The organism is Actinomadura sp. SCN-SB, from assembly GCF_043906805.1.
In the GTDB taxonomy this organism is placed as follows: Bacteria; Actinomycetota; Actinomycetes; order Streptosporangiales; family Streptosporangiaceae; genus Spirillospora.
The window spans coordinates 21246-47444 of sequence record NZ_JBIMPP010000037.1; the positions used below are offsets into that span (position 1 = coordinate 21246).

33 protein-coding genes are annotated in these 26199 nt (G+C 70.0%); 12 read left to right on the forward strand and 21 right to left on the reverse strand.

Translation table 11 applies throughout. From position 1 onward, the window contains the following. Positions 1-2: 2 nt before the first annotated feature. Positions 3-383 (reverse strand): hypothetical protein, encoded by a 381-nt coding sequence (locus ACGWYJ_RS22940; protein ID WP_395108304.1) that lies wholly within the window; start codon positions 381-383, stop codon positions 3-5. 132 nt (positions 384-515) lie between these two features. Beyond that, a complete protein-coding gene (locus ACGWYJ_RS22945) occupies positions 516-935 on the reverse strand; it encodes a hypothetical protein (protein WP_395108305.1) in 420 nt (139 codons plus the stop codon). A gap of 142 nt (positions 936-1077) precedes the next feature. On the opposite strand from ACGWYJ_RS22945, the gene ACGWYJ_RS22950 reads away from it, so the two are divergent. The 3 genes from ACGWYJ_RS22950 to ACGWYJ_RS22960 all read left to right on the forward strand — a co-directional run bounded on the left by ACGWYJ_RS22950 (position 1078) and on the right by ACGWYJ_RS22960 (position 4453). After that, entirely contained in the window at positions 1078-1464 is a 387-nt protein-coding gene (locus ACGWYJ_RS22950; RefSeq protein ID WP_395108306.1) for a MerR family transcriptional regulator, read from the forward strand. 266 nt (positions 1465-1730) lie between these two features. Beyond that, positions 1731-2558 carry a TSUP family transporter gene (locus ACGWYJ_RS22955; RefSeq protein ID WP_395108307.1) on the forward strand — a complete coding sequence of 276 codons (828 nt, stop codon included), beginning with the start codon at positions 1731-1733 and terminating at the stop codon, positions 2556-2558. A 368-nt stretch (positions 2559-2926) separates the two neighbouring features. After that, positions 2927-4453 carry a phosphoesterase gene (locus tag ACGWYJ_RS22960; RefSeq protein ID WP_395108308.1) on the forward strand — a complete coding sequence of 509 codons (1527 nt, stop codon included), beginning with the start codon at positions 2927-2929 and terminating at the stop codon, positions 4451-4453. Between the two features lie 216 nt (positions 4454-4669). On the opposite strand, the gene ACGWYJ_RS22965 is transcribed toward ACGWYJ_RS22960, so the two are convergent. After that, entirely contained in the window at positions 4670-5248 is a 579-nt protein-coding gene (locus tag ACGWYJ_RS22965; RefSeq protein WP_395108309.1) for a hypothetical protein, read from the reverse strand. Continuing rightward, a complete protein-coding gene (locus ACGWYJ_RS22970; RefSeq protein ID WP_395108310.1) occupies positions 5230-5601 on the reverse strand; it encodes a helix-turn-helix transcriptional regulator in 372 nt (123 codons plus the stop codon). Before ACGWYJ_RS22970 ends, ACGWYJ_RS22965 begins: the two co-directional genes overlap by 19 nt. 60 nt (positions 5602-5661) lie before the next feature. Between ACGWYJ_RS22970 and ACGWYJ_RS22975 the strand changes: the two genes are divergently transcribed. Further along, positions 5662-6699: an ATP-binding cassette domain-containing protein gene (locus ACGWYJ_RS22975; RefSeq protein ID WP_395108311.1), complete on the forward strand. Its 1038-nt coding sequence runs from the start codon at positions 5662-5664 to the stop codon at positions 6697-6699. Beyond that, entirely contained in the window at positions 6696-7526 is an 831-nt protein-coding gene (locus ACGWYJ_RS22980) for an ABC transporter permease (RefSeq protein WP_395108312.1), read from the forward strand. The genes ACGWYJ_RS22975 and ACGWYJ_RS22980 overlap by 4 nt, the downstream gene beginning before the upstream one ends. Positions 7527-7537: 11 nt before the next feature. Here the strand turns inward: ACGWYJ_RS22980 and ACGWYJ_RS22985 are convergent, their stop codons facing one another. The 3 genes from ACGWYJ_RS22985 to ACGWYJ_RS22995 all read right to left on the reverse strand — a co-directional run bounded on the left by ACGWYJ_RS22985 (position 7538) and on the right by ACGWYJ_RS22995 (position 10573). After that, positions 7538-8698, reverse strand: coding sequence for an MFS transporter (locus ACGWYJ_RS22985; RefSeq protein WP_395108313.1), 1161 nt, complete (start codon positions 8696-8698; stop codon positions 7538-7540). An 88-nt stretch (positions 8699-8786) separates the two neighbouring features. After that, entirely contained in the window at positions 8787-10361 is a 1575-nt protein-coding gene (locus ACGWYJ_RS22990; RefSeq protein WP_395108314.1) for an FAD-dependent oxidoreductase, read from the reverse strand. 56 nt (positions 10362-10417) lie between these two features. Next, positions 10418-10573, reverse strand: coding sequence for a hypothetical protein (locus ACGWYJ_RS22995; RefSeq protein ID WP_395108315.1), 156 nt, complete (start codon positions 10571-10573; stop codon positions 10418-10420). Between the two features lie 77 nt (positions 10574-10650). Between ACGWYJ_RS22995 and ACGWYJ_RS23000 the strand changes: the two genes are divergently transcribed. Beyond that, a complete protein-coding gene (locus ACGWYJ_RS23000) occupies positions 10651-11022 on the forward strand; it encodes a metalloregulator ArsR/SmtB family transcription factor (protein WP_395108316.1) in 372 nt (123 codons plus the stop codon). Between the two features lie 14 nt (positions 11023-11036). Here ACGWYJ_RS23000 and ACGWYJ_RS23005 read toward each other — a convergent pair whose 3' ends face one another. Beyond that, positions 11037-12131 carry a flavin-containing monooxygenase gene (locus ACGWYJ_RS23005; RefSeq protein WP_395108317.1) on the reverse strand — a complete coding sequence of 365 codons (1095 nt, stop codon included), beginning with the start codon at positions 12129-12131 and terminating at the stop codon, positions 11037-11039. Positions 12132-12266: 135 nt separating this feature from the next. Between ACGWYJ_RS23005 and ACGWYJ_RS23010 the strand changes: the two genes are divergently transcribed. Then, complete coding sequence (locus ACGWYJ_RS23010; protein ID WP_395108318.1) at positions 12267-12650, forward strand: ArsR/SmtB family transcription factor; 384 nt, start codon at positions 12267-12269, stop codon at positions 12648-12650. A gap of 303 nt (positions 12651-12953) precedes the next feature. On the opposite strand, the gene ACGWYJ_RS23015 is transcribed toward ACGWYJ_RS23010, so the two are convergent. After that, complete coding sequence (locus tag ACGWYJ_RS23015; RefSeq protein WP_395108319.1) at positions 12954-13850, reverse strand: arsenate reductase ArsC; 897 nt, start codon at positions 13848-13850, stop codon at positions 12954-12956. Positions 13851-14053: 203 nt separating this feature from the next. Here ACGWYJ_RS23015 and ACGWYJ_RS23020 point away from each other — a divergent pair, with 203 nt between their 5' ends. From ACGWYJ_RS23020 to ACGWYJ_RS23035, 4 genes are all read left to right on the forward strand, one after another. Continuing rightward, positions 14054-15055 carry a PhoX family protein gene (locus tag ACGWYJ_RS23020; protein ID WP_395108320.1) on the forward strand — a complete coding sequence of 334 codons (1002 nt, stop codon included), beginning with the start codon at positions 14054-14056 and terminating at the stop codon, positions 15053-15055. Between the two features lie 241 nt (positions 15056-15296). Further along, positions 15297-15680, forward strand: coding sequence for an ArsR/SmtB family transcription factor (locus tag ACGWYJ_RS23025; RefSeq protein WP_395108321.1), 384 nt, complete (start codon positions 15297-15299; stop codon positions 15678-15680). Next, positions 15667-16209, forward strand: coding sequence for a hypothetical protein (locus ACGWYJ_RS23030; protein ID WP_395108322.1), 543 nt, complete (start codon positions 15667-15669; stop codon positions 16207-16209). The genes ACGWYJ_RS23025 and ACGWYJ_RS23030 overlap by 14 nt, the downstream gene beginning before the upstream one ends. Positions 16210-16260: 51 nt before the next feature. Continuing rightward, positions 16261-16476, forward strand: coding sequence for a hypothetical protein (locus ACGWYJ_RS23035; RefSeq protein WP_395108323.1), 216 nt, complete (start codon positions 16261-16263; stop codon positions 16474-16476). Between the two features lie 429 nt (positions 16477-16905). Here the strand turns inward: ACGWYJ_RS23035 and ACGWYJ_RS23040 are convergent, their stop codons facing one another. The 6 genes from ACGWYJ_RS23040 to ACGWYJ_RS23065 form a co-directional block, all read right to left on the reverse strand. Further along, positions 16906-17271 (reverse strand): ArsR family transcriptional regulator, encoded by a 366-nt coding sequence (locus ACGWYJ_RS23040; protein ID WP_395108324.1) that lies wholly within the window; start codon positions 17269-17271, stop codon positions 16906-16908. Further along, on the reverse strand, positions 17268-17888 hold the full coding sequence (locus tag ACGWYJ_RS23045; RefSeq protein WP_395108325.1) for a three-helix bundle dimerization domain-containing protein: 621 nt from the start codon (positions 17886-17888) through the stop codon (positions 17268-17270). The genes ACGWYJ_RS23040 and ACGWYJ_RS23045 overlap by 4 nt, the downstream gene beginning before the upstream one ends. Positions 17889-17895: 7 nt before the next feature. After that, entirely contained in the window at positions 17896-18579 is a 684-nt protein-coding gene (locus ACGWYJ_RS23050) for an arsenate reductase ArsC (protein WP_395108326.1), read from the reverse strand. A gap of 22 nt (positions 18580-18601) precedes the next feature. Then, positions 18602-19309, reverse strand: coding sequence for a helix-turn-helix domain-containing protein (locus tag ACGWYJ_RS23055; protein ID WP_395108327.1), 708 nt, complete (start codon positions 19307-19309; stop codon positions 18602-18604). A 560-nt stretch (positions 19310-19869) separates the two neighbouring features. After that, the gene (locus ACGWYJ_RS23060) at positions 19870-20799 is read right to left on the reverse strand and encodes a phosphotransferase family protein (protein WP_395108328.1); all 930 of its coding nucleotides are present in this window, start codon (positions 20797-20799) and stop codon (positions 19870-19872) included. 127 nt (positions 20800-20926) lie between these two features. After that, positions 20927-21172 carry a hypothetical protein gene (locus ACGWYJ_RS23065; RefSeq protein WP_395108329.1) on the reverse strand — a complete coding sequence of 82 codons (246 nt, stop codon included), beginning with the start codon at positions 21170-21172 and terminating at the stop codon, positions 20927-20929. A gap of 22 nt (positions 21173-21194) precedes the next feature. Here ACGWYJ_RS23065 and ACGWYJ_RS23070 point away from each other — a divergent pair, with 22 nt between their 5' ends. Next, entirely contained in the window at positions 21195-21569 is a 375-nt protein-coding gene (locus ACGWYJ_RS23070; RefSeq protein ID WP_395108330.1) for a hypothetical protein, read from the forward strand. Here ACGWYJ_RS23070 and ACGWYJ_RS23075 read toward each other — a convergent pair. The 6 genes from ACGWYJ_RS23075 to ACGWYJ_RS23100 all read right to left on the reverse strand — a co-directional run bounded on the left by ACGWYJ_RS23075 (position 21479) and on the right by ACGWYJ_RS23100 (position 26199). Beyond that, positions 21479-22129, reverse strand: a complete 651-nt coding sequence (locus ACGWYJ_RS23075) for a PIG-L deacetylase family protein (protein ID WP_395108331.1) — start codon at positions 22127-22129, stop codon at positions 21479-21481. The genes ACGWYJ_RS23070 and ACGWYJ_RS23075 overlap by 91 nt on opposite strands. 148 nt (positions 22130-22277) lie before the next feature. Further along, the gene (locus tag ACGWYJ_RS23080; RefSeq protein WP_395108332.1) at positions 22278-23171 is read right to left on the reverse strand and encodes an aminoglycoside phosphotransferase family protein; all 894 of its coding nucleotides are present in this window, start codon (positions 23169-23171) and stop codon (positions 22278-22280) included. 69 nt (positions 23172-23240) lie between these two features. Beyond that, positions 23241-24428 (reverse strand): enhanced intracellular survival protein Eis, encoded by a 1188-nt coding sequence (gene eis / locus ACGWYJ_RS23085; protein ID WP_395108333.1) that lies wholly within the window; start codon positions 24426-24428, stop codon positions 23241-23243. 66 nt (positions 24429-24494) lie between these two features. Further along, positions 24495-25025 carry a MaoC family dehydratase gene (locus ACGWYJ_RS23090; protein ID WP_395108334.1) on the reverse strand — a complete coding sequence of 177 codons (531 nt, stop codon included), beginning with the start codon at positions 25023-25025 and terminating at the stop codon, positions 24495-24497. Further along, the gene (locus tag ACGWYJ_RS23095; RefSeq protein ID WP_395108335.1) at positions 25022-25975 is read right to left on the reverse strand and encodes an HpcH/HpaI aldolase/citrate lyase family protein; all 954 of its coding nucleotides are present in this window, start codon (positions 25973-25975) and stop codon (positions 25022-25024) included. Before ACGWYJ_RS23095 ends, ACGWYJ_RS23090 begins: the two co-directional genes overlap by 4 nt. Further along, entirely contained in the window at positions 25975-26199 is a 225-nt protein-coding gene (locus tag ACGWYJ_RS23100; RefSeq protein ID WP_395108336.1) for a phosphopantetheine-binding protein, read from the reverse strand. Before ACGWYJ_RS23100 ends, ACGWYJ_RS23095 begins: the two co-directional genes overlap by 1 nt.

Below are 26199 nucleotides of genomic sequence, written 5' to 3' on the forward strand. Positions count from 1 at the left end.
ACTCAGATCGGCTGAGGACCGGCGCCTGCCAGGGCAGCCGTCTCTGCTCGGCGCTGGAGCGCCTCCAGCACCTCGGTTTGCTCCTCGGGAACCCTCATTTCAAGCGCCATGGCGCCGTCGGCGATGGTGAAAGTGAAGACGAAGAACGAGCAGCAGCAGTTCTCCCGGGCCGCCAGCTCAGCGGTCCGGGCGGCATTCTCCGCGGTGAAGATCAGATCCAGCCGCAGTCTGGTCGGCTCGGGCCGCGCGATCGCCTGCACGGCTTCGGAGAACAACGCGTCGAATTCGGCCGTCCGCAACGGCCGCTCGGCCGTCGGCAGCGTGCACTCCTGCGGCGCCCATACCTGGTCATCCGGCCCAGCCGGTACCTGCTGAAGTTCCATGTCTTCGACGGTAAGCCTGTACCCCGGTACCGGATGCAACCCCGACCCCCTCGGCAGCTCTCCAAGGTCACCGGCAGGTCCGGCGGCTGGACCGCTGGACCATGCCGACGCCCATGCACGAATCAACGCTGGTCACTGCTCGGGAGCCGCCGCGTCAGACACTGGGCTGGGTGTGGGCAGGTCGGCGGTGGCCCGGTCGCCGATTACCCGCAGCCCGATCTTGTCGAGCCGGTCATTGATGACTCCCACGCCCTGCCCGATGGTGTCGGGCAGTGCGTAGTACTCGGCCAACACGGCGCGGGCGAGGTCGTCATCGATGGTGGTGATGTCCCATCGCACCTGGTCGGCGGAGCGGGTGATGGTGGAGGTGAGGAAGGGGCAGCAGGCCTTCTCCCGCGCGGCAAGGTCGCCCACCCAGTCCTCGATTCCCTGCTCGGCGCGGAACCGGAACCGGATCCCCTGCTCGGTCTTCTCCCGGCCGATCAGCGCCTGGGTGAACAGTCGCTCGTACTCGGCCATCCGCTCCGGACCGGTGTCGGGGGCGGTGCTCATGTCACACACGATCGGGGTGGCGGGGCTCGGGGACGTCGAGGACTCCATCATTTGCCTCCCTGCGTTGGACGACGCATCTTGCGTCCTGTCGCCCCTGACCCTAAAGTCTGGACCAAAGTCCAGGGTCAAGAGGTGAACAGGCGTGAAGATAGGACAGGTCGCCCAGGAGGCCGGGGTCAGCATCGACACCGTCCGCTTCTATGAACGCCGCGGCGTCCTGCCCGCACCCGCCCGCCGCCCCTCCGGATACCGGATCTTCACCCCGGCCGCCGTCGAACGGATCCGGCTCGCCCGCGCCTTGCAGAGCCTGGGCCTGACCTTGGACGAGGTCATCGATGCCCTGCACGCCCACGACCAGGGCGACGCCACCTGCGAAAGCGAACGATGGCGCCTGGAAGCCGTCATCGACCGGCTCGACACCAGAATCACCGATCTGCAACACGCTCGGCGCAATGCGGCACAGGCTTTGCAGCGATGCCAGGCCGGAAACTGCCAGTTCACCAGCGCTGCGATCAACGACGCCGACTAGCCCTGCCCGGACGTTGCCGCCCTCACCGTCCCTGGCGATGGATTTCTGGCCACCTCGCCACCTGCCCCCGGCCACAGAACTTCGCGGTTGAGTTCACTAGCGAATTCTGGCTCCACCTACCAACGAGTGTCGGCCCCACCCCAGTGAAGGGGATTCATGTTCGCGGGAGTCTTGGCCCCACCCGGCCGGACTTCCTTGGGCAGCTGTGGCGGGATCGTGGTGCTTCGATCGAGCGTGGGCACGGTGCGGGCGAGCGGGGTGGGTGTGTGATCTCGGTTCAGGGGCTGATTCCGGCCGGTCGGGCGCGGTCGACGCCGGTGCTCTTTGTTGCCGGAGGTTCGGTCGGGTTGCTGGGTGGGATGATCGGTCTGGGCGGCGCCGAGTTCCGGCTGCCTCTGCTGATCGGCCTGTTCGGATTCGCGGCGCTGCCGGCCGTCATCCTCAACAAGGCCATGAGCCTGGTCGTGGTGCTGTTCGCGCTGCCCGCCCGGCTGGCTGCGGTCTCTGTCGCCGAGCTCGGCGAGCACTGGCTGGTCGCGGTGAACCTCCTGGCGGGGAGCCTGCTGGGGGCCTGGGCCGGGGCATCCTGGGCGGTGCGGATGCGCACCGCGACGCTCTACCAGGTGCTCGCCGTCCTCATGGTCGGCATGGCCGGCGCACTGGTGTTCACCCACACCACTGCACTCGGCGCCCTGGACCTGCCCGCCTTCGCACAGGCCGTGGCCGGAGTCGTCGCAGGGTTCGGCATCGGTGTGGTCGCGGCGATCATGGGGGTCGCCGGGGGCGAACTGCTGATCCCCACGATCGTGCTGCTGTACGCCGTGGACATCAAAACGGCCGGGAGCCTGTCGCTGCTGGTCTCCCTGCCCACGATGCTGGTCGCCTTCGTCCGCTACAGCCGGGACGGGAGCTTCGCCGTTCTGAGGGCCAACCTGCGCTTCACCGCCATTCTGGCCGCCGGGTCGATCGCTGGCGCCCTCTTGGGTGGGCTGCTCCTCGGCGTCATACCCGACCTGGTGCTCATCCCCGCTCTGGCCCTCATCCTGCTCATCTCCGCGGTCAAGATGGCCCGTCATACGACCACGCCCGCATGACCCGCGATCAATCAGGAGACTCAACCGGGCCGTCCCAGGTGGGGCCAGAACACGCTGGTGAAATCAACGCGGTGCCCACCATCAGGTGTGTAGCCCGCATTGGCTCAGGCCCGGTGGGGTCTCACCACTGCCGGCGGCCCGCCTGGACGTCTCGGACCGTTGCACGCCTTGCATGACCAGGACGTAGAGGAAAGACGGGTCCGCACGAGACCCGCAAGTCACCGTACAGAGCGGACCAGCGATTGGTCCGATCGCCTCATTTCCGGTGCATCGGGTGTTCGCCTGTCCATCAGCCGCTGGCCAGCGATCGTCCACAGGTGATCGCTTGGGTGAGCGCGCAAGGTGTGTCCGGGGAGACGGAGGACGTCATGAGCTCTGGTGAAGACGCGCGCACGGACGGCACGGACGGGTTGTCGCGGCGGCGGTTGCTGGCGGTCACCGGAGGATTGGTCGGGACGGTCGCCGTGGGTGGCCTGCCGGGTACCGCGGTGGCGGACTCACGGCATGGCCACTCGGCTCGACGGTCGCGGGACTGGCTGCCTGGCGATCATCATGTGCACAGCGAGTTCAGCGTCGGGTACGACACCTCGACCAGCCCTCCGACGCCGATCCTGGGCGGGGACGCGATCTATCCGCTGGCGGTGAACGCCTCCAACGCGCGGCGGTTCGGATTGGGCTGGATCGTCTCCACCGACCATGGTGGTCCGCTGCATTCCAAGCTGGACGCCGAGCAGCGCTACCCGAGCCTGCTGCAGGCCCGCCGATCGGTACCCGGCGTGCTGCAGTTCTACGGGATGGAGCTCGACACCCCCGCGGCCGACCACTCCAGCTTGATCATCCCGAAGGTCGCCAACGAACGGGACATCCTGTTCCAGTTGGAGAGCCGGTTCTCCAAGCGCGACCCGTTCCCGGCCGACCCGTCCTTCGACACCGAGGCCAAGATGATCGAGGCGCTGCGGGTGATGCGGCAACTGCCGCACAAGCCGGTGCTGTTCGCCAACCATCCGGCGCGCTCGGCGACCGCCCTGGGCGTGTACGGGCAGGACACCCCGGCCGAGTTCCGCAACTGGCACGACACCGCCCCGGAGATCATCCGCGGGTTCGAAGGCGCGCCCGGCCACCAGGCCGCGGCACTCAATCCCGACGGCACGCTACGGCCCGGCCCCCGCGGCGGCTACGGCAACCACCCGACGATGGGCGGCTTCGACCAGATGACCGCCCGGCTGGGCGGTCTGTGGGACTCCCTGCTCGGCGAGGGACGCCGCTGGTGGATCACCGCCACCTCCGACTCACACATCCACTACACCGAAGGCGGCGCCGACTTCTGGCCGGGCGAGTACTCCAAGACCTACGTGCACGCCCGCTGGGACTACGCCGACATCCTGGAGGGCCTGCGGCAGGGACGGATCTTCGTCACCATCGGCGACCTCATCGACCGGCTCGACCTCTCCGCCCGCGCCGCCTCCGGACACTCGCATGCAGACGCGCACGGGCCCGAGGTGACCGTGGGCGAGACCCTGCGGCTGACCCGTAAGGACCGCCACGTCGAGGTCGAGGTCCGGATCCGCGAGCCGCGCCGTCCCAACGCCGCGGGCAACCGCCCGAAGGTGCGGCGCGTGGACGTCATCACCGGCCGGATCACCGGCAGCGCCTCCGACCGCGCGTCCGACACCAACCCCACCACCACGGTCGCCGGGCGCTACGGACCGGCCGACTGGCGGCGCGAGAACGGCGCCATCGTCGTCCGGCACCTCGTCCGTGACATCGATGGGCCGATGTATGTCCGGGTACGCGGCACCAGCACCGACGAACTCGAACCCCAGCCCGACCCCCACGGCGCCGACCCGTGGGCCGACCTGTGGTTCTACTCCAACCCCATCTTCATCGACCGCTGACCACACCGCCCGTCCCGCCGAGGATGGTCGGCGCAGATGGTGACAATGGCCGCTGGGCCCGAGAACATGCCAAGGGCTCACCGCCAGGACGCGGCCCCTGCCTCACCACCAGACCGACCGGGGACAGGAGGCCCTGCGGGAACCGGCATCGCTTGTGAAGGACCGGCCACACCGGGCATGGTGCGGCCGATCAACGGCCCACGGAGCAGTCGCCGGTCAGATGGACAGGATGCGCGGGAGCGTGCGCAGGGCCAAGCCGATCCTGATGAGGCTCGCACAGGCGGCGATGGCCAATGGCCAGGCCAGGGCCGGGGTGATGAGCGCCAGGCCGGTGAGTGCCGCTGCATCGAGAACGATCAAGCCGATGCCGCCGACCAGGACCGCGATGCGGGTGCGGGTATAGCGGGCTCGTCCGGTGGCGGCGGTGGCCAAGGTGGCAACGACGGCCAGCAAAACCAGCCCGATGGTCAAGCCCGCCGCGGTGGGGATCGGCCATTGCCAGGCGTGGCCGGTGATGAGGGCGGTGGCCCAGGCGGCGGCCACAGGCGGGCCGGTGGCCAGGAGCGTGCGCGCGGCGTGGCGGCTGGGTGAGTGCGCGACGAAGGCCGTGGTGATCTGGTCGGGGGTGCCGAACTCGGCCAGGGCGTGGCGGGCCGCTGCGTTCGGGTCGGTGCCGGTGGTCAGGTGGTGGCGGTAGGTCTCGGTCAGGCCGTCGGCGAGTTCGTCCACGACCTCGGCCGGCAGTTGCCGGGCCAGTTGGGCCAGATGTTCCTCGATCAGTGGGTGGCTGGCCATGGCGCGGTCTCCGGCCTGGTGGGTGTGAGGGTCGCGGGCTCCAGGATCGCGGTGACGGCGCGGGCGAAGTCCCGCCAGCCGGCACGTTCGGCATGCAGCTGGGCGCTGCCCTCGGGAGTGAGCTGGTAGGTGCGGCGGCGGCGTCCATCCACCACCGACCAGTCCCCGGCGATCAACCCGGCCCGCTCCAGCCGGTGCAGCGCGGGATAGACCGTGCCGGTCGGCAGGTCGAAGCGGCCCTCGCTGCCTTGGCGCAGGGCGTCGATGACCGCGTAGCCGTGCAGCGGCCCGCCCTCCAGCGTCGCCAGCAGCAGGGTGTCGAGATGTCCCTTGAGGACCTGCGCTCCCCTCATACGTAGCAATGCTACACTTCCAGTGATACGTAGCAAAACTGCGCATAGAGGAGGTCGGCGATGGGCGAAGACGCCGCGGTCGCCGCCCAGGGACTCAGCAAACGGTTCGGGCAAGTGCACGCCCTGACCGACGTGGACGTGAGAGTGCCCACCGGGCGCGTGACGGCACTGCTCGGCCCCAACGGGGCCGGTAAGACGACGATGGTGCGAATCCTGGCGACGCTGCTGCGGCCGGATGCCGGACAGGCGCAGGTGGTCGGGCTGGATGTGGTGCGGCAGGCGGTGGCGGTGCGGAGGGTGATCGGGTTGTCCGGCCAGTACGCGGCGGTGGACCCGTACCTGACCGGGCGGGAGAACCTGCGCATGATCGGACGGCTGTCCCGCCTGGGCCGCGCGGGCGCCCGGGCCCGCGCCGAGGAACTCCTGGAGGCCTTCGAGTTGTCCGGCGCCGCGCACCGCACGGCACGGACCTACTCCGGCGGGATGCGCCGCCGCCTGGACGTGGCCGCCAGCCTGGTGGCCCGGCCCCGGGTGCTGTTCCTGGACGAGCCGACCACGGGATTGGACCCGCGCAGCCGCCTGGCGGTGTGGCGGTTGCTGGGCGAGTTGGTGACCGAGGGCACCAGCGTGCTACTGACCACCCAGTACCTGGAGGAGGCCGACCGGATCGCCGACCGGATCACCGTCCTGGACAACGGCCGGGTGATCGCCGAAGGCACGTCCGCGGAACTGAAGTCCCGCCTGGGCGGTGACCGCCTGGAGATCACCGCTTCGCCGGGGGTCGATCTGGATCGGCTCGGTGCGGTGGTGGCCGGGCTGGAGTCTGCTCCCCCGGTGCGCCAGGAGACGGAGGGCAGGCTCATCGTGCCGGTGGCCAGCGGCGCCGGCGTGCTGCCCGACCTCGCGAGGCGCCTGGCAGACGCCGACATCACCATCGCCGACCTGGCCATACGCCGCCCCACCCTCGACGATGTCTTCCTTACCCTCACCGGGCACCCTGCCCCGCCGCCCGGCCAACCCGAACCCTCCACGACCATCGACAACGGTCCCGCCACAGGCGGTCCTCCAACAGCCGCGCGGAGCCGGAGGAACCCATGACCGTCACCCATGACCCCGCCGCGTCCGCCCTGCCATCCGCTCTGCCGTCCGGTCATGCCGCAGCAGCGGCCGTGGCGGATATCGCCGTGCTCACCGGCCGCAATCTGCGCCGTCTGATCCGTGTACCCACGCTGCTGGTCTTCGCCACCCTGCAGCCGGTGCTGTTCGTGCTGCTGTTCTCCGCCACCTTCAGCGGCGCGATCCAGCCGCCGGGCGTCACCCGCTACATCGACTACCTGCTGCCCGGCCTGTTCGTCCTCTCGCTCGGCTTCGGCGCCTCGCAGACCGCCGTGGCCATCGCCGACGACCTGGGAAGCGGAATGATCGACCGGTTCCGCGCCCTGCCCACCGCCGCTTCTGGGGTGCTGCTCGGCCGGGTCATCGCCGACGCCGCCCGGAACCTGTTCGTCGTGGCCTTGATGGTCGCCGTCGCCACGCCCCTGGGGTTCCGCTTCCACACCGGAGCCGGCCAGGCCCTGGCGGCCGTCGCGCTCGCCGTGGCCGTGGGCGTGGCATTCTCCTGGCTCAACCTGCTGCTCGGCCTGGTGGTGGGCGACACCGAATCGGCCGGCCTGGCGGGATTGTTCCCCGTCATCATCCTGGTGTTCACCAGCTCAACGCTGGTGCCGGTGGCCACCATGCCCGGCTGGCTCCAAACCTTCGCCGCTCACCAGCCGGTCACCGCCACCGTCGACGCGCTGCGCGCCCTAACCCTGGGCGGACCCACCGGCCAACCGATCCTGGAAGCCCTGGCCTGGATCGCCGGACTGCTGGCCGTCACCGTGCCGCTGACCCTCCTCCGCTACCGCCGCGCCACCACCCCATAGGCGCACGGCGGTCAGGTAGGACGACGCTCGGCCGGGACGCTGCCGATGGCCGACACGGCCGCCACTGCCGCGCATCCGGCCAGGACGATGAAGAGGTTGGGGTAGCCGCCCAACATCGCGGCTAGTGCGGCCCCGGCCCAGGGTGCGAGGGCGGTGGCGATGGTCACGGGAGCGGACAGGATGCCCGACAGGGCGCCGTAGGAGGCGGTGCCCCAGCGGTCGCTGACGGCGGTGGCCTGCAGCAGCGTGGTGATGCCGCGGGTTGCTCCCGCCAGGACGGACACGGCGATGAGGACTGCGACGGGGCCCGGCACAACAGCCAGGATCGCGATCGTGACGGCTGAGAGGGACAGGACCCAGACGGTTCGGCCGCGTACGGTGGTGCGCCGGGCCAGTGCCCCGTACCCCAGGCGTCCGGTGACCTGGCCGACGCCGCCCAGCCCCAGTGCCCAGGCCGCGGCTGTGCCGCTGGCGCCGCGGGCGGTCAGCAAGGGGATCAGGTTGACCACGACGGCGAACATCGCGAAGCTCGCCAGGGTCAGTGCCAGGGTGGCCAGCACGAACGGCCGGGTTCGCACGATCGCCTGATGGGTCTGGTTTTCCGCCCTGTGCGGTTTCGGCGCGGGGGGCCAGGGGCGGCGTAGTGCCAGCGCGTGCAGCGGGATCGTCACCACGGCCAGGATCGCGGCGAGGGTGAGGTAGGTGCCGCGCCAGGACAGGTGCGCGGAGAGCGCGTCGGTCAGGGGTGCGAAGACGGTGCTGGCCAGCCCGGCGACCAGCGTCAACGTGGTGAGCGCGGCGACATGGCGCGGGTGGTGGTAGCGGGTGAGTGCGGCGAAGGCGGGTTGGTAGAGGACGGCGCTCATCGCGGTCCCCGCCAGCAGCCAGGCGGCGGCGAACCAGAGCAGGTTGGGTGCCAGTGCGATGGCGGCGGAGGCCGCGACGGCGATGACCGAACCGATCGTCATGATGGCGTGCGGCCCGCGCAGGTCAAGGAGCCGTCCGATCGGGATTCCGCCGAGCGCGGCGACGACGAGGGCCGCGGAGAAGGCCGCGGTGATGGTGGAGGTGGACCATCCGGTGTCGGCGGTGATGGCCGGTGCCAGGACGGGGAAGGCGTAGTACAGCACGCCCCAGCTGGTGATCTGGGTGATGCACAGCGCGATCAGCACGCCAGACGAGGCGGTTCCGGTCAGTGTGGAACGGGCACCGGCGGAGGTAGCCGCCGGTGCCCCTCTTGTCGGTTCGCGAGTCACCTGCTCAGAGATCGCCTCGCTCGGCCTCGCCGGAGTAGCCGTGCTCATGGCCGGTCGCGAAGCCCAGCCGCGGGCCCTGGCCACCGCTCGCGCCGACCGCCACTGGGACGCCGAGGGTGATGGGCTGGGGTGTGCCGGTGCCGCAGCAGGACGCCTCCCCAGCGTCTGCGTTCTCGTTCTCGTCGGTGACCAGGTCGGTGGAGCACACGCCGGTCTCGGGCAGGGCGAGCTCGACCGAATCGGCGGCGGCGCGGTCCCCGGCCAGCGCGGCGACCACGGACCGGACCTGCTCGTACCCGGTGGCCATCAGGAACGTCGGAGCACGCCCGTAGCTCTTGGCACCGGCGATGTAGAAGCCCTTCTCCGGGTGCGCCAGTTCGCGCTCGCCGTGCGGCGGGACGGTGCCGCAGCTGTGGAAGTTCGGGTCGATCATCGGGGCGAGCTTGACCGGTGCCTCGGTCGCCGGGTCCAGTTCGGTACGGACCTCGCGCAGCATCCCCAGCTCGGGGCGGAATCCCGTGGCGGCGACCACGGTCTCAGCGGCCAGGACGCGGTCGCCGTCGGGCGTGGTGCCGTGTACCCGAACCGGGCCGCCTGCGTCCGGGGTGGTGAGGGCGGTAATGGTGAAGCGGCGGACCAGCTCGATCGCGCCGGAGGACACGGCCTGCTTGAGCCGCGTGCCGATCGCTCCGCGGGCGGGCAGGGCATCGGCGTCGCCGCCCCCGTACAGGCGGGTCACCGAGGCGCCGCGCACGGCCCAGGTGACGCGGGTGCCGGGCTCGGCGGCGGCGAGTTCGGCGAGGGCAAGCAGGGTGTTGGCGGCCGAGTGGCCCATGCCGACGACCAGGGTGTGCCGTCCGGCGAACCGTTCGCGGTCGCGTCCCAGCACGTCCGGCAGCGGGCCGGTGATGTACGGGGCGGCCTGCTCCTCGCCCGGGGCGGGCAGGCCGGAGTGGCCCAGCGGGTTGCCCTGCCCCCAGGTCCCGGACGCGTCGATCACGGCCCTGGCCACGATGTCCTGGACGCGGCCCTCGGCGTCGACCGTCCGGACCAGCAGCGGGCGCTCGTCGCGTCCAACCGTCCGGGTGGCATCGACGTCGTGCCGGGTGACCGCGACCACGCGGGTGCGGGTGCGGATGCGTCCGGCGAGCGCGGGGACCTGCGCCAGCGGCACCAGGTAGTCGCGCACCAGCTCGGCGCCGGTGGGCAGGACGTCGGGCGGCGGCGCCGCCCACCCGGTGGCCTCCAGCAACCGCCGGGCCGCGGTGTCGGTGTCGTACCGCCAGGGGGAGAACAGCCGGACATGCCCCCACTCGGCGATCGCGGCCCCGGGCTGGGCCCCGGCCTCCAGCACTAGGAAATCCAGCCCGCGTTCGGCCACGTGTGCGGCGGCGGCCAGGCCGATCGGGCCTGCGCCGATGACCACCACCGGCAGCGCGGACTCCCGCCGGCCGCCGGCTGCCGCGGCCTGCTCGGCAGGCGTCACATCCTGCTGGTCGGAGGCGGGGCCCCCGGCGCAACAGCCTCCGCCGTTGCTCTGCGCCGCACTCACGGCGCCGTCGATCCGGTTACTCATCATGAGCCTCCCCTTGCTCTTCGATGCTGGCTGATCTGGACGTGAACTGCGAGCGATGATCAGAGCCGCGCCCGGTAGGCGGCGGTGCGGACGCGGTCGAGGTGGGCGGCCGAGCGGCAAACCTGGTCGCAGACCTGACCGGTGGCCTCGTGCAGCTCGACCGTGCCGCGGGCGGTGAAGCGGCGTCCGGTGATCTGGTTCAGCAGCTTCTTCATCCCAGCTTCCTGTTTAGATGGATGTCTAATCAGGCGTCAGTTTGCATCTCTGTCTAGATGGATGTCAAATTAGAAGCATGTCGAAGCCGTTGCCGCTCGTAGACCTGGCCGCCAGGGAGTGCTGCGCCCCGATCAGCGACCCGAGACTCGGCGAGGACGAGGCCGCCGAACTGGCCAAGGTGTTCAAGGCGCTGGCCGACCCCGTGCGGCTCAGGCTGCTGAACCTGATCGCCTCGGCGGACGGCGGCGAGGCGTGCGTGTGCGACCTGACCGGTCCGTTCGAGTTGACCGCCCCCACGATCTCGCACCATCTCAAGGTCCTGCGCCAGGCCGGGCTGATCGAGGGGGAACGCCGCGGCACCTGGGTCTACTACCGCCCGGTCCCCGAGCAGCTGACCCGCCTGTCGGGCCTGTTCGCGCTGCCCGCCCTCACACCGGCGCCCGCCTGACGGCGGCGCTCGCCTCATCGTTCGGCAGCCGCGGGTCGCGTCCGGTCGAGGGAACGCGTTTGCCGCCGCAGCCGGGTCAGGACGTAGCGGGCGTCGGCGCCGACACCGCGCAGGGTGGCCGAGGCGAACGAGCGCTGCCATTCCAGGCCGACATAACCCAGCCCCGGCTGGACGGTGGAGATCCCACGGCGGTGGCGTGGCCATCCTTGGTCGTCGAGACCGGCGAGTGCGCCCAGATGGGCCAGGGTCGGGCGGTAGCCGGTGGCCAGCAGCACCACGTCGATCTTCTCGCGCGTTCCGTCGTCCCATTCGACCTGGTCGGCGTGCAGGCGGGTGAACAAGGGGCGGCGGTCGGGGTTGCCGGAGGCGAAGGCGGCGCGGTAGGTGCCGGTGTCCATGACGGGTGTGCCCTTGCCGCCGGTCAGCAGGGGCCGTGCCCAGGTGGCGGTGTCCAGGCCGGTGCGCTGCGTCCACAGGTGGATGTCGCGGCCGAGGATGCGTTGCGGCATGAACCGCAGCGGGTGCCGGGTGGCCAGGGTGACGCGGGCATGCCCGGCCAGCTCGATGCCGATCTGCACCGCGGAGTTGCCACCGCCGACGATCAGCACGCGCCGTCCGGCGAAGGGATGCGGGGACCGGTAGTCCGAAGAGTGCAGGACGGTGCCGGTGAAGTCGTCCAGGCCGGGCAGGGCGGGGCGATGCGGGCGGCTGAACTCTCCGGTCGCGGAGATCACCAGCGGGGCGGTGAAGGCCGCGCCCTGGCTGGTGACGATCTCGAATCCGTCCGCGTGTGCGGTGACCTGGTGGACGCGGTGGCCGGTGCGGATGTCGGCGTCCAGGTGTGCGGCGTAGTGGTGGAGGTAGGCGATGACCTCGTCACGTGTCGGGTAGCCATCGGGATCGCCGGGGAAGGCCATGCCGGGCAGGGCGCTGCGGCGCGCCGGGGAGAACAGCGTGAGGCTGTCGTAGTAGTGCGGCCAGGACCCGGCGGTGCGATCGGCCGCTTCCAGGACGAGGGGATCGAGGCCGAGGGAACGCGCGACCTGCGCGGTGGCGAGCCCGGCCTGGCCGCCTCCGATGACGACGACCGAGGAGTCGGTGGTGGACATGGACCCCAACGTATCGTCGTTTTGTAATATGTCAATACAACGATGTGTGGGTTAGGCTCCCGGAAGTGAACGCGTACCCAGGGGCGTGTCCATGGGCGTGTTCGCTGGGGCGTGTGGAGATCAGGAGGGCCGGCCATGACCGAAACGGCGTCCGGCTCGGCACCGGGCACCACGCCGGGGTCGCCGGGCTGCGCCGGCCCTGACTGCGCCCCCGGGTCCGTTCAGCTCGGGACGGCCGGGCGGGAGTTCCTCAAGGCACTGGCCAGCGAGCAACGGCAGCAGATGCTGGAGCTGTTCACCGGCGGGGTCGAGCTGACCGTGGGCACCGTGGCCGAACGCCTCGGCATCGCCCAGCCCACCGCCTCACAGCAGCTCGCCCTGCTCCGCCGAGGCGGCCTGCTCACCTCCCGCAAGAGCGGCAAACAGGTCCACTACCGCATCGACCGCGACGCCGTAGCCCGCTCGCTCGCCGAACTCCAGGACTACCTGAACGCCTGCTGCCCACCAGAGACCCCGTGACCTGATCCGACACCGCGGCGAGAAAGAACCGAGCAGACAAGATTGTTCGTCGCCAGCGGCCTTCGGGCAGCGTCGGCGCCGGTGCTGCTCAGCGCCTGAACCGTATGGCGAACAGCAGCAGTTTGACGTTCCGGTCGATGTCATCGCGGACGCGACCGAACTGCACTGTGCTCTCTCCGTCGGTCCCACTGGGGATGTGGATGTCCCACGGCAGGTGTATCGCGTCCGGGTGGATGGCGCAGGCGTCCTCGGCGTCCAGGGTGATGGCCAGATCGGTGGCCTGAGAACGGCATGGTGAAGCGACTAGACGGGGTGGTCAGCAAGGTCGACGCCGAGTTCAGTCATGGCGGCGACGACGGCGGACGGCAGCGCGGCGTCAGGGGCGGGACAGGCGGCGCGTGCGGTGACCACCCCGCCGGAGTGATGGCTGAGCAGGGCGGCGGCCATCGCGCTCGCCAGGCACTGTGCTCGCAGAGGAACAGCACGGCAAGGGAGGTCGGCAAGGGAAGTCTCCCTCCGGCGGGGATCGCCGATCGCAGCTTGATCACCCGGCGACCGGGACCTCGAGCCGGTCGAGGAGGACGCGGACGCGGCGTTCGAGCTCGTCCCTGATGGGCGGACATCCTCCAGCCCGAGCCCTTCCGGGTCGGCGACGGGCCAGTCCTCGTAGCGCTTGCCGGGGAAGACAGGGCAGGCGTCACCGCAGCCCATGGTGACCACCACGTCGGCCGCCCGGACGATCTCGTCCGTCCACGGCTGGGGGAACTCGCCGGAGATCTCGATGCCGCGTTCCCGCATCGCGGCGATGGCGGCCGGGTTGATCTCGGTACCGGGCTCGGATCCGCCGGACCATCCGATGGCGGCGTCACCGGCCAGGTGCCGGAGAAACCCCAGGGCCATCTGGGAACGTCCCGCGTTGTGGACGCAAAGGAACAGCACGATCGGGGTGCCGCCGGCGTCCCTACCTTCGATGCGGGCCAGTGCCTGCAGGCGCTGGCGTGTGAACCGCTCGGCCAGCAACGGAAGGTAGTGCGGAACGGTGGCGCGGATGGCGAACTGGTCGTAACTGGAGTGCAGGAAGCGCTCGATGGTCTCGGTGCCGAAGGTTCCGGCGAACGCCCGCCCGAGATTGCGGGCAGCGGTGAGCAGGGCGTGCCGCTGGTCGACGCTAAGGTCCGGGGACGGATGGACGTCGGTCATGGGGAGTCCTCGGTCGGAGGGGCGGGCGTGATGACGGAGGAGAACTGGAACAGCTACTTCGGCACCGAGAGCACCTCGTGGACGCCGACCACCGAGCAGAGCCGCTATGGCGTGGTCGCCGCGGGCTTCGGCTACCGCTGGCATCTGGCCGACCCGCGCTTCGACGTCGCCGCCAACCCAACGAGCTGCACCGCTTCGGCTGGGTGGTGGAGATCGACCCGTTCAACCCCCGCTCGACCCCGGTCAAGCGGACCGCGCTCGGCCGGATCAAGCACGAGGGCGCCGTCATCACCGAGTCCCGGGGCCGCATCGTCACCTACTGCGGGGACGACCAGGACGGCGAGTACATCTACAAGTTCGTCGGCGACGCCCCCTGGAAGTCGCTGCGAGCACGTGGCAAGAGCCCGCTCGACCACGGCACCCTTTACGTCGCCCGTTTCGACGACGACGGCACGGGCGCCTGGCTGCCGCTGAAGTACGGCGTCGGCCCGCTGACCAAGGCCAACGGCTGGCAGGATCAGGCCGACGTGCTGCTGCGCACCCGTACCGCCGCCGACGCGGTGGGCGCCACCAGGATGGACAGGCCCGAATGGGTCGCGGTGCACCCCGACAGCAACGACGTCTACTGCACCCTCACCAACGGCACCGGCTGGAACAACGCGGCCAACCCGCGCAAGCCCAACCCCTACGGGCACATCATCCGCTGGACCGAGCACCGCGGCGACAACACCGCCACCACCTTTGAGTGGGACATCTTCATGCTGGCCGGCGACCCCGAATACGACCCGCGGGTCGAACTCGCCGCCGAGGACGTCTTCGGCTCACCGGACGGGCTGTGGTTCGACGCCGACGGGCGGCTGTGGATCCAGACCGACGTCTCCAACTCCTCCCAGAACCGTCCCGACCGCGGCTACGACAACATCGGCAACAACCAGATGCTCGCCGCCGACCCGCGCACCGGAGACCTCCGCCGCTTCCTGGTGGGCCCGCGCGGCTGCGAGGTCACCGGCGTCGTCACCACCCCCGACCAGCGCACGATGTTCGTCAACATCCAGCACCCCGGAGAGGACACCGCCTTCTGGGGCACCCCCACCCCCGCCAACCCGCGCGCGGTCAGCAACTGGCCCGACCACGACCCGGCCGGACGCGTCCGCTCCGCCACCGTCGTCATCCGCAAGCGCGACGGCGGCATCATCGGCACCTGACCTCGATCACGAGCGCACTGGTCCACCGTTGTGACCTGACGCCGCGCGGCCGGCGACAGGGTGAGGGCACATATACCGAGGCCCTCACCCTTCCGGTCTTCACGAGGCCGAAGAGCGACTCCGGGCTCCCCCATCGCACGCAAGATCCCTACCAAGCGCGACGCCCTTCGGGTGAGGTGTCTCAGCAAGAGAACCACTGCTACGGTAGACAACGACCCAGAATGCTTGCATACTTGTGCAAATGAGCATGGATGATGAGGCGGTGGGCGACCTCGGCACGGTGCTGTCCCACCAACTCTTCCGGGCCCTCGGCGATCCCACGCGCGTGCGTCTCCTCGACCTGCTCGCCGAGCGCTGTCGCGCCTGCTCGGTATCGGAGCTGGCCGACTGCCTTGATGTGGACCTGTCGGTCGTGTCCCGGCACCTGGCACTCCTGCGCGCCGCCGGAGTGCTGCGAGCCCGCAAGACCGGCCGCAACGTCCTGTACGAGATCCAGTTCGAGGCGCTGAGCGAAGTCCTGCGCGGCATCGCCGACACCCTGGACCGCGCCCGCGAGGACTTCGAGAACCCGTCCACCTGCGCCATGGGCACCACCGACCAGGAGGAACCACATGACGGTCACTGAAGCTCACACACCGCTGATCCCCCTTGGCACCGCTTCTCCCGCCGTACGGCTGACGATCGAGTACTGGACCGTGACGATGGACGAACAGGACTCGTGCGGATCGTGCGACGCGACCCTCACGCTGCTCAACGACGCCGTCACGACCATCGGCCCCGTGGCCGCACGGCTCGGCTTCACCCTCGGCGTCGTTCCCCGGACGATCACGACCTGGTCCGAGGCCCTTGAGCACGGCATCGTGGCGTCCCCGACCATTCGCGCGCAGGGCAGGGAGATGCTGCCGTCCCACCCCGACGGTTCAGAGAGCCGAGCCTGGGACTGGCGCGGGACCATCACCCCATCGCCGCGGCCCGAGGCGCTTCTCGACTTCCTGGTACAGGTCATCGCCAAGCGCAGCCGCCAGCTGGGCGCCTACCTCGCCGAGGGCGGCCCGGCGCCCTACGTCCGCCAGTTCCTCCACACCCCCGCAGCCAGCCCCGCAGCCAACCAGGCATCCGCGACCACGTCGTGCGGCCCTGACGCCTGCGGCTGACCGAGACGGACCAGCGACGGGGCGGCGGAACTCCTCAGCCGCCCCGAATGGGTGCAACTCCTGATCAGCGAAGCCTCCGACCTGACCGAACCGCAAGCCCGCATCATCACCCAAGCCGTCCAAGCCATCGCCAACGACCCCGCCCGCATCGACCACCTACGCCAAGGCCCCCACCTCAACGACACCCTCATATCCCTAGGCAAGTCGCTTCTTGCGCTGCCACGAAGCCGTCCCGTCCGTAAAACTCCAGCAGAAGCGCCGCACTGAACATGCGGGGGTGACCACCCTCGTGAACGCCCGATCCGGGGGGCATGCCTGTCGAGACAGGCCCGGATTACCCGCCATCCCGGGGATGCCGGGATGCCGGGCCCGATCTCAGTCGGTCGAAGGCGATGGCCAAGAACGGGCGATTACCACACAAGCTGTAACGATGACGGACAAGCCGAGGCCGATCTGGCCCACTGCCGTCAGCAAGGGCAGGCTAGCCGGGATGATGCCGTCACCCCTTGGGGCCAGGCGAGATATGCCGAAGGCGATGTTCATAACGCCGATGATGTTCAAGGCGACACCGGCCAAGTACGGGCCCAGGCGAAACATGGCAAGCCTCCTGTGGCGTGAGGGACATCCACCCGGCACCGGGGCCTTACATGGCCGTAGTCGTCCCCTACTCCGCGTCGGTAGCTTGTCGAGTCAGGATCATGGCCGCAGTATCCGTGGACGGCCCAGGACGGCCTCTGTGAGGGCGGGAAGACAGCGTGCGTAGGCACCGTTGATCTGGAAACACTCCCGACCACCGCGCCAGACGGCGGTGAGAAGGCCGACCTCGGTCAGCGCCGCCAGGTGGGCTGTGGCCGCGTTGCATCCGATGCCGAGCGCGGCGGCGATCTCGTCGACGTTCAGCGGCCCCGCGTCCTGCATGAACAAGGAGATGAGCTGCACGCGGGTCGGATCGGTCAGGGTTGCAAGGCGTCGGGCGTGGTCGGCTGCCGCTTCGCGGTCGAGCGGGAGTCGTGCCCGGTCCGTTCGCCGGTCGGACATGGCCGCTGGTCGCTGGTCGCTCATGGTGCTGGCAAGCTCTCGAGGAGGTCGGTGACAAGGAGATCGATCTCGTCGCGGATCCGGCGTACCTCGTCCAAGGGCAGGCCGACTGGATTGGGGACGGGCCAGTCCAGGTACCGCGTACCCGGATGGATCGCGCAGGCACCGCCGCAGCCGAGCGTGACCACGACGTCGGCGGCGCGCACCAGCTCGTCGGTCAGCGGCTTGGGGAACTCGGCGGTCAGGTCGACACCGATCTCCTCCATCACCGACACGATGCCCAGCTCCAGCGCGGCGGCCGGCCGGCGCCCCGCCGAGCGGGCGTGCAACCGACCCCGGCTGCGGACGACGGCCAGGGCCGCGGCCATCTGGGACCGGCCCGCGTTGCCGTCACACACGAACAACACCTCAACCACCGGCTTGGCCAGATTGCCGTCGGCCTGTGCCAGCGCGGTGAGCCGCTGGGCGGCGAACCGCTCGGTCAGCACCACCAGATGACGCTGCACCCGGGCGGTGGCGGCCAGCAGCTCATAGCTCTCCACTACGTACCGGTACACGATGTCGGCGGAGAAGGTGCCGAAGAAGTGGATGGTGAGCCGGTCGGCGACGCGCTCCAGCATCCGGCGCGCCGACGCGTTCATCCGCGTGTCAGCCCCGGGCCGGAACATGCAACTCCCCCAGCAGCGCGCGGACCCGGCGTTCGATCTCGTCCCGGATCGGCCGGATCTCCTCGATGTCCTTTCCCTGCGGATCGTCGATGTCCCAGTCCAGGTAGCGCTTGCCGGGGAAGATCGGGCAGGCGTCCCCGCAGCCCATCGTGACCACCACGTCCGCCGCCCGGACGACCTCGTCGGTCCATGGCTTGGGGAACTCGGTGGCGATGTTGATGCCGCGCTCGCGCATCGCCGTGATGGCCTGCGGGTTAATCTGGTCGGCGGGCTCGGACCCGCCCGACCAGCCGACCGCCGCCTCCCCGGCCAGATGCGAGAAGAACCCCAGCGCCATCTGGGAGCGGCCCGAGTTGTGCACGCACAGGAACAGCACGATCGGGATGCCGGTCTCACCCTTGCCCTCCACCCGGGCCAGGGCGTACAGCCGCTGCCGGGCGAACCGCTCGGCCAGCAGCGGCAGGTAATGCGGGACGCTCGCGCGGGAGGCGAACTGGTCGTAGCTGGAGTACAGGAACCGCTCGATGGTCGGCGCGCCGAACACGCCAGTGAACTCCTCGGCCAGGTTCCGGGACGCGGTCAGCCACGCATGCTGCTGGTCGACGCTCAACGCGGCGGCTCCGTAGACTTCGACGCCGCTGCCGGGCGCGGTGGGCTGGGCCATGGCTTCTCCCAAGGCAGCGCGGTCAGGAAGGGGGCTGGTCGGTGTTCATCAGTTCGGTGAGCCGGTCCACGCGCGCCTGCAGATCGGCGAAGGCGTCCTCAAAAGCCGCGTCGGTGTCGACCGGAGCCGGATCGGGCACCGACCAGTGCAGTTGCGGAGACGGTCCCGGCGAATAGGCGTCGGGGTGCTCGTAGGCGTTGTCGCAGACCGCCACGACCAAGTCATCCGGACGCGTCACACGGCGCACATGCCGGGCCACGCGCTCGTCCAGCACCAGCCCGTGGCGACGCGCGACCCGCACGGCCCGGCGGTGCGCCCCCGGGCCGGGTTCGGTACCGGCCGAGGTCGCCGGGACCGCGCTGCGCGCCGTCCACAGCGCCGCCGCCATCCGCGACCGCGCCGAGTTCCGGGTACACACGAACACCACCCGCTCCGCCCGCGGCGGCCCGCTGCCGCGCACCGACACCACCGCCATCGCTTCGGGGACCAGTTGCACATACCAGCGGCGCCGATCAGCCTCCGACCGCCTCCGCCGCACCACCCCCGCCTCCGTCAGCACCTTCAAGTGATGCGCCAGCAGGTTCGAGGGCATCTCCAGCAACGCGCTCAGCTCACTCGGCGAGGCATCTCCCAGCAGCAACGCATCCACCACGGCCAGCCGGGCAGGCTCACCCAACGCCGCGTGCACACGCGCCCGCGACTCCAGCGACGACGACACCTCAACGTTCATTGCCTCAATCTATCCTGAGACAATGATCTGGGCAAGACCGTCGCTCGCGAACACCACTTCTCGATCACCCCGTCAGACCAGACCGCTTCCTCCACGAGCCCAACCCCTCCCTGCTGACAACGCCCGGCAAGAAGACCCACCACGTTCACGAGGTGTTCCCGCATGGCGACCCAGCCCGCCCTCGCCCGCCGTCACGCCCCCTTCCAGGCACCGACCAACTCGTAGAAGTGCGTGTTGAGTGCTCCAAGTCGTTGGAGCAGAGGCATGATCCGGGGATCGACCACTAAGGCGCACAGATCGGAGCCCGAGCGGCTGCACCGACGGCTCGGCGTGTTCGACGCCGTGGTGATCAGGCTCGGATCGATGATCGGCGCAGGCATCTTTACCGCAGTAGACCCCGGCGGGGTCCATGCCCGGGATGACGAATGCCCGGTGTGGCGCCCCGGTCGAGATCGCCCACCTGCATGTCGTCCGGATGTCGATTGTATGCCTTCGGTGCGGTCAGCGCCTGGCCGTGGAAGGTCTGCACGCCTGACTCGGCCTTGCGGGGCCGGCGATGGCTAGTTCCAGCCGGTGCGGTGACGCACCCAGCACAACGCGGCGTCGGCGGCGCGCGCCTGGTATCGGCGTAGGTGTGGGACGCCGGGCGGGTCGGGAAGACGGCTCGTGCGGGCCCAGTAGCCCGCGAACGCGACCGCGTAACTGGTGATCGCCTCTTCGGTGCCGCCTGCGGTGTTCAGCGCGTCGGCGACCAGGGTTTGTGCCGCTTGCGGGGTGTGTCCGGCCAGGATGAGGTGGGGGATGAGGTCGGCGATGTCGATCCAGGCGGCTCCGCGCACGGGCTGCGCCCAGTCCACCAAGAGCACTTGTCCCGAGGTGACCAGCATGTTGGAGGGGTTGATATCGCCGTGCAGGAGGGTGTCGCCGCCGGCTGCATCCAGCCACGCTGTCTCAGCCTTGGCTAGGTGATCCAGGTGGCCTCGCGCCCATGGGGCCAGGTCCGCCGGCGGGGTGTGGGCCAGTTCCGCCCAGCCGTGTACCAGGTCGGCTAGCTCGGCCGGTGCGGCAGGAACCGGAACTGGGCACGGCGTGAGGACAGCTTTCAAACCAGCGATCATGTCCACGACCCGGGAGAGGTCTGCAGCGCCTGGAGCTAGATCCGCGTGGCGGCCGCCGGCGTCGGAGAAGACCAGGACCACCCACCCGGCGATCTCCTCCGCCCACCACAACGCGGGCGCCGGTGCTGCGGTGGGCAGCGCGGCGGCCACGTCCGCCTCGGCGCGGTAGCGGCCGGTCAGGACGTGATCGGTGGTGATGCCTTTGACGAAGGCGCGCCGCCCGCCGGTCAGACGTAGCCGCGCGGCCAGACCTGGGGTGAACCCGCCGCCCTGGATCTGGGCGTACTGGATAGGGCCGAGCCGGGTGGCAAGGCCGTCTCGTAGCGGCCCGGGGAGCTGGTCCCAGGACGGCCGCACAGCGGTAGTGGTCATCGCGAAGTGTCCGGTGGAGTCGGTTAGCTGGCGCGGCGGCTGGCGGCGTCATCCCGCAGGGCGTCATGGAGCTCGCGGACCTTGGGTTGGCTGGGCCATCGACTGGTCAGGGTGCGGTCGAGGTCCACTAGCTCGGCGCGGGCCGGGTGGATCCGGCGCGGCGGGTCTCGGTCAGGGAGGCCAGCCCGGCGATGGCGGCGGCGTCGGGGATCTGGTCGGCGGCGTGGGCGGCGCCGAGCCGGGCGAGGTGAACGGCGCGGTCGCGGTGATGGGTGCCGGGCAGCGCGGTGAGGCGGCCTTGCAGGATCGTCACCGCCCGGCCGGGCTTGCACGGCCCGGCGATCCCGGCCCGTTTCCTGGACGCGCTCGCCACCGCCCACGACTGTGACGCCGACGTGGTGGACCTGGCCGCGGCGTTCCTGGAGAACGGCACCCAAACGGCCGCCACCGAGCCGAGCGAGTTGCAGCAGGAACTCGTGCATTTCTTCCGCATCGTCGAGATCGGCAAGTTGGGCCTGGCCGATGGCGCCGCCGAGCACGCGCACGGTCTTGCGGTCCAGGCCCAGCGCCTCGGCGATCGCCGAGATGCCTACCCCTTGTTCACCAGGGCATGGGACCGCGGCGTGCCGTTCACGGCGCTGGACCGCACGCTTGCCCTCCAGCATGAGGGTGTCCGCCGTCAACTCGACTCGGCGAACTCGACCTGTCGGGCGATGCGGAATAGTTCGGCGCAGTTGGTTTGGGCCGGGAAGCGTGCGGTGACCCGGTGATGGACGAATTGGCGGTAGGTGACCTCGGCCAGGCGTTGGAAGAGGTCCATGTCCAGTTGTTGTTGAGAGGCGAAGCACTGGAGTGCTTTCTGTTTGGTGTGGAGGAGTTCGGGGGTGCCCATGAAGACCAGTGTTGGCTCGAAGCCGATGCTGTAGGGCGATCGGAAGTACCGCAGGTTGGCGGTTTCACGCAGCGCGGCCGCTGTTACCTGCGAGGCAGTGGTGGCGTGGTCGAGGTGCTGGTCGTCGGGGTAGTGGGTGTAGACGACGTCGGGTCGGGTGTCGCGAAAGAGGTTGGACAGGGCTGTGTGGATGGCGCCCCGGTGTTCGACAAAGCGGGTGTCGGGGATCGAGGAGAAGGTGTAAGTGTCGATGCCCAGCAGGCTGGCGGCGGCCATGCATTCCTCTTGCCTTATCTGAGTGCCGGAGGGGTCGGGTGTTCCGGTGGTGAGGCAGTGCACGTGGACTCGGGCGCCGTTGCGGGCGTACCAGTGGATGCGCATGCCCATCGCGATCTCGGCGTCGTCGGGGTGGGCCACCACGATGAGTACGGTCGTCACGTCGCTCCTCATAGGGGACTGCGTGCCGTCGGCAAGGCGCTGCACGGTTGGGCGCACGGGGTCGGGCGAGGCGAGGTGTGGCATCGAGTGCAGCCGGAGCAATGGATCTCCTCGAAACGGTGAGGCGCGGGGGCTGCGCCGTTGTGGCTCAGGCGTGGGCACGTACGAGGGCGCCGAGGGCGTTGTGGCCGCGGTCGATGAGCACTTGGTCGTTGGTGGCGAGGCCAGCGGACAGGTAAGAGACGGCCAGGCGGGTTGTGAGGAGGAGCAGTGCCCGCTGCTCGAGGGTGGTCGGCTCACCCCCGTACCCGGTGAGGAAGGAAGCGCGTAGGTCGGGGCGCGTCGGCCACACCGCGCCGAACAGCCAGACCATGTCCTGGACGGCCAGGGCGTGGTCGGCCATCTCGAAGTCGATCAGCCCAAGGGTCTGTGTCTGCGGGTTCCACACCCAGTTCCGCGGGGAGAAATCGCCGTGCAGGTAGACCAGCGGGAGGTCGGCGGCCATCGCGGGCAGGTCCCGGGCCACCTCTCGCACCAGGATCTGTTCGTGTTCGGTCAGATGACCGCCCAGGCTGTCCAGGCAGGCTGTGGCTTCGGCGGCTTGGCCGGCCAGGGCGGCGGTGAGGTTGTCGCGTGCCTGTGGGGGGACGGGTGCCAGGTGATCGTGCCACCGTCGCAGCACCCGTCCGGCGAGCTTGTGCACCTTGGCCTCCGCTTCTGGGGCGAGCGGCAGATCCCGGACGACTTTCCCGGCGAGCGCCGTGGTCAGGATGGCTCGCAGGGCGGGATCGGTGGCGATCAGTTGCGGGGCTCGGTCTGGGTCCAGGGCGGCGGCCGCATGCCGGTAGGCGCTGGTTTCACGGGTGTAGCTCTGCGCGGAGGGGCTGAGCTTGACATATGCCGTGCTGGTGCGGGTTGTTAGGCGCCAGACTCGGGACTGGGTGCGCGGCCAGGACGCGTCGGTGGCCGCCGTGATGTCGGGCAAGTGGTCGGTCAGCCATCGGCGCAGGTCTGCGGGCATGGTTACGGCATCGGACGTCATGATGGGTTCTCCGATATCACGAAGGGCACCGGAAGTCCTGCTGATTGCGCCTGAGCGGTCACTTTGGGGTCAGAAATGTTCTGGTAGCCAGGGCTCGCGGTCGCTGGTGGCGTGGATGAGGTCGGCGATCGCTGCTGGATCGCCGTCGACGCCTGCCAATGCCGCTGCGGTCGTGGTCCGGTAGCCGCCCGCGTACCACACCGCGAACTGGCGGCGGGTCAGCCTGCACCGGCCGGCGGCAGAGGACGGTTCCAGGTCCCCTGCGCCGTTGGTGATCCGGAGCGTGAAGCGGTCGGCTCCGGTGCCGGCCTCGTTCACCACCTCCATCGGGATAGTCGTGTCGAGCACCTCGGGCCAGCCCCGCCGTTGCACCGCCTGGCGCAGGTCCAGGATGCGGAGCATCCAGGGGTGCCAGTGGCGGGCGGTGGCGGAGCCGATGCGGTGCAGTTGCTCTAGTAGTACGGAGGCTGCCGGTAGGCCGGTGCGTTGGAAGGCGACGGTGGAGATCCGGCTGTTGTACCGGCCGAGGAAGGCCAGCATCGCGGCGGCGGGACCGCTGGTCGAGGCCCAAAAATCGTGGACGACGACCTGTCGACCGGCGGCTGGATCGTGGGCGAACGCCATCGAGAGCATTCCTGAGACGTCGTGTCCGGGTTGGTGGAACCGGTAGGTGGTCAACTGCGGGTGCTTGTCGGCCTGCCAGGCCGCCCACCAGGATGGTCGCTGCCACGGCCCGTTCCAGCGCGCGGCCAACTCCTCCTGCAGTCGCTCAGATTGCGGGTCGGCGCCTTGGGCGACGGCGATGTCGTAGCCGGTGCCGTCGAAACTGCGTTTGAGGGCGTCGGTGGGGACCGTCCAGGTGAACACTGGGGTGGGAGCGGCCCACCCCAGCCGGTGCGCATAACCGGTCGAGGTGGTCCATACCGTGGCCAGGACGGCACCTTGTTCTTGAAGGGGGCGGATCCGTGCGGTCAGCATGCGGGTCGTCAGGTGGTTGCCGCGTTCTTCTGGGGCGACACATCCGGCGGCCATGCACGCGCTGGGCACGGGACGTCCGCCGAAGAATTGGGGCACGAGCAGGCCCAGTCCGCCGGCGATGACCCGGTCGCCCCGTAGGGCGACGCGGGCGTCGGCGTGGGGGAACAGGTGGGTCAGATCGGGGATCGGGTGGCCGTAGCTGCGGGTGGCCAGTGCGCAGTACTGGTCCCACTGGGCTTCGTCGGCGGCGCTGACCCGCAGAGGTTGGTCTTCGGACATGCGCCGGGCCTCCTTCGCCTGGTGCGCGGGTCGTCCATATGACTGGTGCCGGGTGGGCGGTGCCTTCTAATAGCCGGTGGCGTCGCGGACCTGGATGGCGTCGGCGGGGACCAGGAAGACGCGGGTGAAGGTGATGACCCGCTGGTCGCGCTGGTTGTAACCGTTGATACGGCACGTCACCACCCCGTGCTCGGGGCGGTTGCGTGAGCGCCGTGCGGTGAGGATCTCGGTCTCGGCGCGGAGCGTGTCTCCGACGTGGACCGGGTTCTCCAGGCGCAGACCGTCCAGGGCGAGGTTCGCGGTGGTCAGGCCGCTGGTGCTGCGGACGGTGGCGCCCAACACGATGCCGAGGGTGACCATCCCGCACACCAGCGGGCGGTCACGGCCCGTCTGCTCGCAGAACCGGATGTCGCTGTGCACCGGGGCGGGGTTGGCGGTCAGCGCCAGAGTGAGCAGGTGGTCGGTTTCGGTCACGGTACGGGCGGGGCGGTGCTCGATGATCTGGCCGACGACGAATTCCTCTAGGCCGCGGCCGACCACCTCGCGCAGGCGGCGGTCCCCGATGGCCCGGTAGCCGGGCGGGACGGCTGCGTTCACCTCATGCCTCCTGATGTGTGCGGCGGTGCCGTTGATGCCGGGTGAAGAGCGCCATCGGCCTGATCAATCAGGGCGCGGGCCGCGTCGAGGAGTGGCGGGCCGACCATGCTGCCGTCGGCGAGGGTGATCGGGTGCGCGGCGTCGGCGGTGTCGGCGGCGTGGACCACGGCGCGGGCGTGGTCCAGTTCCTGAGGTGAGGGCTGGAACGCCGCCCGGATGATGGCAAGCTGCCGGGGGTGGACGGCGCCCTTGGCGGTGAAGCCGAGATCGTAGGCTTCCTCGGCTTCTCGCCGCAGGCCATCGGGATCGTCGAGGTCGAAGTGGGGAGAGTCGACAGCTGGTAACCCGGCTGCGGCCGCTCCCGCTGCCAGAGCCGCCCTGGGGTAGCGCAGGGCGCTGGCTGTTCGGCGGCACCCGGCCGCGGCGGCGTAGTCGGCGGCACCGAACACCACTCCGGCCAGGGATCGCGAGGTGAGGATCTCCTGGAGCCGGTGGATGGCCAGCGGGGTCTCGATCAGCGCCCACATGCCGGTTGAGGGTCCGGTCCGGCCTGCGTGCGTGTCCCCGTCTACGCTCAGGACTTCGGCGACGAGGTCGATGTCGCGTGGTGATTCAACTTTCGGGATCAAGAGCACCGCTGGATGCACGCCGGATTCGGCGACAGCGACCAGGTCCCGCAGGCTGGCCAGGGTTCCCGGGCCGTTCAGCCGCATGCCCACTGCGGTCCTGCCGTCACCGGTGGCCGCTTTGGTTCCGGCTTCGACCTCTGCCAGGAATGTGAGGGCTGCGGTACGTGCCTGGTCTTTGCGGTGGTGGGGGACGGAGTCTTCCAGGTCCAGCAGCACGACGTCGGCGCCGCAGCCCAGGGCCGAGGAGAACCGGTCTGGTGTGGCCGCCGGGGTGATCAGCCAGGTGGCGCCGCGCTGCACGGCCGAGGTGACCATGGCCATCACCGGCCGGACAGGCGGTCGGCGACCATGCGGTCGAGTGCGTCCAGGGTCGCGGCGGCCGCCAGCTCGTCCTCGCCGATCCCCACGTTCTGCTCGCTGAGCAGCACGCTCATCTCCGCGAGCGCCAGCGAGTCCAGACCGGCCTCTTCCAACTGCGCCTCGGGACGCAGACCCTGCGGATCGACCTCCAGCTTGACCAGCAATTCCTTCAGATCCGGGCTCAC